We start from the raw sequence: 3,878 nt of genomic DNA, 5'->3' as shown, positions 1-3,878 counted from the left end.
GGTCACTTTTGACTAATCACAGCTTATGCAATGCAGTGATGATCAAAAATGAAAAGTAATCTTGGTGATAAATTCGTAGCACGTCATTGGTGTACCTTTACTGCTGTAAAAAATAATCAAAACAAGCTTTGCTCGCAAATCAGCGAGACAAGGTGAGGAGAAGTAAAGTGACGACAGAATTAAAAGCTGCCTTAGTGATGGGTTCAATCTGGTTTGTGATTGGTGCAACGGCCATCGTGACTGTTAGCTTGCATGCCATGCATTAATGCTCGCGCATTGATATTAGATAAAACAAAGCCTCGCAATTGCGAGGCTTTTTTATTCCCGATGTTTTGTTCCTGATGTTTTGTCGCGAGAAGGCGTTATGATTAACAGCCAGGGCCGCAATCTAGGCAGTGCTTGATCATCTCAGGACCTAGATTTAGTTTTGCGTTTAGGTCACGTAGTGCAGTACGAACCCCTTCTTCAATCACTGGATGGTAGAAAGGCATATCGAGCATTTCTGATACCGTCATTTTGTTCTGGTGCGCCCATGCTAATAGGTGCGCTAAGTGCTCAGCATTTGGTCCCATCATCTCGGCACCAAGGAAGCGGCCTGTACCTTGCTCACCATAAACATGCAGTAAGCCTTTGTTACGTAGCATAACGCGTGAACGACCTTGGTTCTCAAATGAGACTTCACCAATAGCGAAACAACCACAAGTACCTAGGCGAGCTTCGATTTGCTTACGTGTTTCACCGACCATCGCAATTTGCGGGTCAGAGAAAACCGCTGAAATCACTGAGCGGCGCAGACCTGCTCGCATATCAGGGAAGCGGCCTGCATTGTCACCAGCAATTCGCGCTTGGTCAGCTGCTTCATGCAATAGTGGAATCTGGTTACTTGCGTCACCCGCAATAAAGATGCTCTTCTCTGATGTTTGTAGTGTGTAGTAATCCGCCGTTGGCACGCCACGCTCATCTAACTCTAGTGAGGTCTTTTCAATATCCAGCTTATCGACATTTGGACGACGACCCGTTGCCGCCAACACATAATCAACCACGAAGGTTTCGAGCTCTCCAGCATGATTGATAAATTGAATTTCAACCTTGTCTGCTTCGCTTTCATTTGTTGCCGCAATGCGTTTCATGCTTTCTACTTGCACGTTTGGATCAAGATAGAATTCTTCTTGGAACGCTTTGGTTGCGTAAGCCATCACTTCTGGATCCGTCAGCGGACCGACTTGACCACCAAGGCCAAAGACTTTCACTTTTACGCCTAAGCGGTGCAGCGCTTGGCCCAGTTCAAGACCGATCACGCCAGGGCCAAATACCGCCACTGATTCTGGCAGATCATCCCAATCAAATACGTCATCGTTAATCACAAGGCGATCACCAAGCTCATTCCAAACCGCAGGGTAAGCAGGGCGAGAGCCTGTCGCAATCACAATGCGCTCTGCTTTAATGATGGTGTGGTCATCAACCATGATCGTATTGTTGTCGATAAATTTAGCAAAGCCTGCCACTTTATCTTGTGCTGGGATCTCATCCACCCCTTCAAGCACAAAACCAACAAAGCGGTCACGTTCGCGTTTAACTCGGTCCATTACTTCACGACCATTGATGATGATTTCGCCTTGAGGATGAATACCAAAGCCCGGCGCTTTTTCGATCTGGTGAACACTTTCAGCAGCCGCAATCAGCAGCTTTGATGGCATGCAACCCACACGTGCGCAAGTTGTGCCGTAAGGGCCACCTTCAATCATGACCACGCTATCAGTATGCGCTTTCGCTGCACGATAAGCACCAAGACCAGCCGTACCACCGCCGATAACGGCAACATCAACAGTTAATTGTTTCATAATGGATTCTCGCATTTAGTTCTCTACCGATAGTTGAACCGATTAGAGAGAAATTTATTTCGTTAATCTATTTCATTAAATCTAGATAAATAGAAACCCTTCGATAAGGATTGCTACTTATCTAGATTGGAATTCAGGTTTGTTGGGAGTAAATCCCAGACCATTGAGGTCTGGGATAATGATAGGCCAATCATCGTGGGTGATGACTTGCCTATCAGACTAAGAGATTAGCCTAGGTATGTTTCTAGCTCTTCGCTACCACCGATGTGTTTACCACCGATGAAGACTTGAGGAACCGTCGTGCGACCAGAGATAGCACGTAGACTTACTGTTGTAGCGTCTTTACCTAGTACCACTTCTTCATAGTTCAGACCTTTATCAATCAGGTTCTGTTTCGCTTTCATACAGAAAGGACAGCCAGGTTTAGTAAATACAGTGATTGACTCTTGCTCTTTGTGCTCAGGTGCAATGTAGTTCAACATTGTGTCAGCATCAGAAACTTTGAACGGGTCGCCTGGTACGTCTTCTTCGATAAACATTTTTTCTACCACGCCGTTTTTAACCAGCATGCTGTAGCGCCATGAACGTTTACCAAAACCTAGGTCGTTTTTATCAACTAGCATACCCATGCCGTCTGTGAAATCACCATTACCATCTGGGATGAAAGTGATGTTTTCCGCTTCTTGGTCTGCTTTCCATGCGTTCATTACAAACGTGTCGTTTACTGATACACATAGAATGTCATCTACGCCGTTCTCTTTGAATACAGAGTAAAGCTCGTTGTAACGAGGTAAGTGGCTTGAAGAACACGTTGGTGTAAATGCACCTGGTAAGCTAAATACGATTACCGTTTTGTTTTTGAATAGTTCGTCAGTAGTTACGTTAACCCATGCGTCACCTTGGCGAGTTGGGAAAGTAACTTGTGGTACCGCTTGACCTTCTTTAGATGCAAACATAATTGTTTCCTTAATAATTGGATAATTCGGTTCAGAGCTTAATCTTTTTTGCCGCTCTGTTTCGTTTTGTTGAGCCCATTATTATAGAAAACTTTTGATAGCTCTAATCGTTTAATGCTATGGTTTTGATAGTTAATTCCTATTAAGTCTATTTGTACGGGATTTAGATAATGAATATTCGTGATTTTGAGTACCTTGTTGCATTGGCTCAACATAAGCATTTTCGCAAAGCCGCCGAGGCTTGCTATGTGAGCCAACCTACCTTGAGCGGGCAAATTCGTAAGCTAGAAGACGAGTTAGGTACGACTCTACTAGAGCGTAGCAGTCGTCGAGTACTATTCACCGATGCCGGATTGCAATTGGTCGAGCAAGCCAAAAAAATTCTCAGCGAGATAAAATTATTTCGTGATATGGCCAGCGATCAAAGTGGTGCAATGACTGGCCCAATGCACATTGGTTTTATTCCTACCGTTGGGCCGTATATTCTGCCGCGTATCGTGCCAACCTTAAAAGAGCAGTTTCCAGAATTGGAACTTTACCTGCATGAAGCGCAAACACAGCAATTGGTGCGTCAGTTAGAAGAAGGTAAGTTGGATTGTTTGGTATTGGCTTCGGTTGCAGAGACGGCGCAATTCAAAGAGATTGAAGTGTACAGTGAACCACTGAGTGTGGCGGTGCCTTGTGATCACGAATGGGCACAACTTGATGAAATCGATATGCTAGAGCTCAATGGTCGCACGGTTTTGGCTTTGGGTGATGGCCACTGCTTACGCGATCAAGCATTGGGTTTTTGCTTTGCCGCAGGGGCGAAAGATGACGAACGCTTCAAAGCGACCAGTCTAGAAACCCTGCGTAATATGGTGGCCGCAGGTGGCGGTATTACGTTGCTGCCACAATTAGCGACACCGAAAGAAAAACAGAAAGATGGTGTCTGCTACGTGCGTGCAGTCAATCCAGAGCCGACGCGCAGTATTGTAGTGGCTTACCGTGCAGGTTCGCCATTTAAAGCGCGCTTTGAACAATTGGCGGCGACGATTAAAGAAAAACTGTGCCTATAGCATCTTATGAGTAGATAAAAAAA

Annotated in this window: 3 protein-coding genes; 1 reads left to right on the top strand and 2 read right to left on the bottom strand. The window is 45.2% G+C overall.

Annotated features, from left to right (window positions below; translation table 11 throughout):
* Positions 1–368 precede the first annotated feature (368 nt).
* The gene (locus RH88_RS10585; protein ID WP_005595734.1) at positions 369–1,841 is read right to left on the bottom strand and encodes a dihydrolipoyl dehydrogenase; all 1,473 of its coding nucleotides are present in this window, start codon (positions 1,839–1,841) and stop codon (positions 369–371) included.
* A 227-nt stretch (positions 1,842–2,068) separates the two neighbouring features.
* The gene (locus RH88_RS10580) at positions 2,069–2,797 is read right to left on the bottom strand and encodes a redoxin family protein (protein WP_005595733.1); all 729 of its coding nucleotides are present in this window, start codon (positions 2,795–2,797) and stop codon (positions 2,069–2,071) included.
* 170 nt (positions 2,798–2,967) lie between these two features.
* Here RH88_RS10580 and oxyR point away from each other — a divergent pair, with 170 nt between their 5' ends.
* The gene (oxyR, locus tag RH88_RS10575; RefSeq protein WP_005595730.1) at positions 2,968–3,855 is read left to right on the top strand and encodes a DNA-binding transcriptional regulator OxyR; all 888 of its coding nucleotides are present in this window, start codon (positions 2,968–2,970) and stop codon (positions 3,853–3,855) included.
* Positions 3,856–3,878 lie beyond the last annotated feature (23 nt).

Origin of the sequence: Vibrio scophthalmi LMG 19158, assembly GCF_000222585.1 — a bacterium.
GTDB lineage: Bacteria > Pseudomonadota > Gammaproteobacteria > Enterobacterales > Vibrionaceae > Vibrio > Vibrio scophthalmi.
The sequence above is the reverse complement of the archived record's forward strand: the minus strand, read 5'-3'. Positions and strand labels throughout refer to the sequence as shown.

Coding starts and splice junctions, on each gene's coding strand:
- RH88_RS10580 (WP_005595733.1), bottom strand. CDS start 2,797: ATGTTTGCATCTAAAGAAGGTCAAGCGGTACCACAAGTTACTTTCCCA.
- RH88_RS10585 (WP_005595734.1), bottom strand. CDS start 1,841: ATGAAACAATTAACTGTTGATGTTGCCGTTATCGGCGGTGGTACGGCT.
- oxyR (WP_005595730.1), top strand. CDS start 2,968: ATGAATATTCGTGATTTTGAGTACCTTGTTGCATTGGCTCAACATAAG.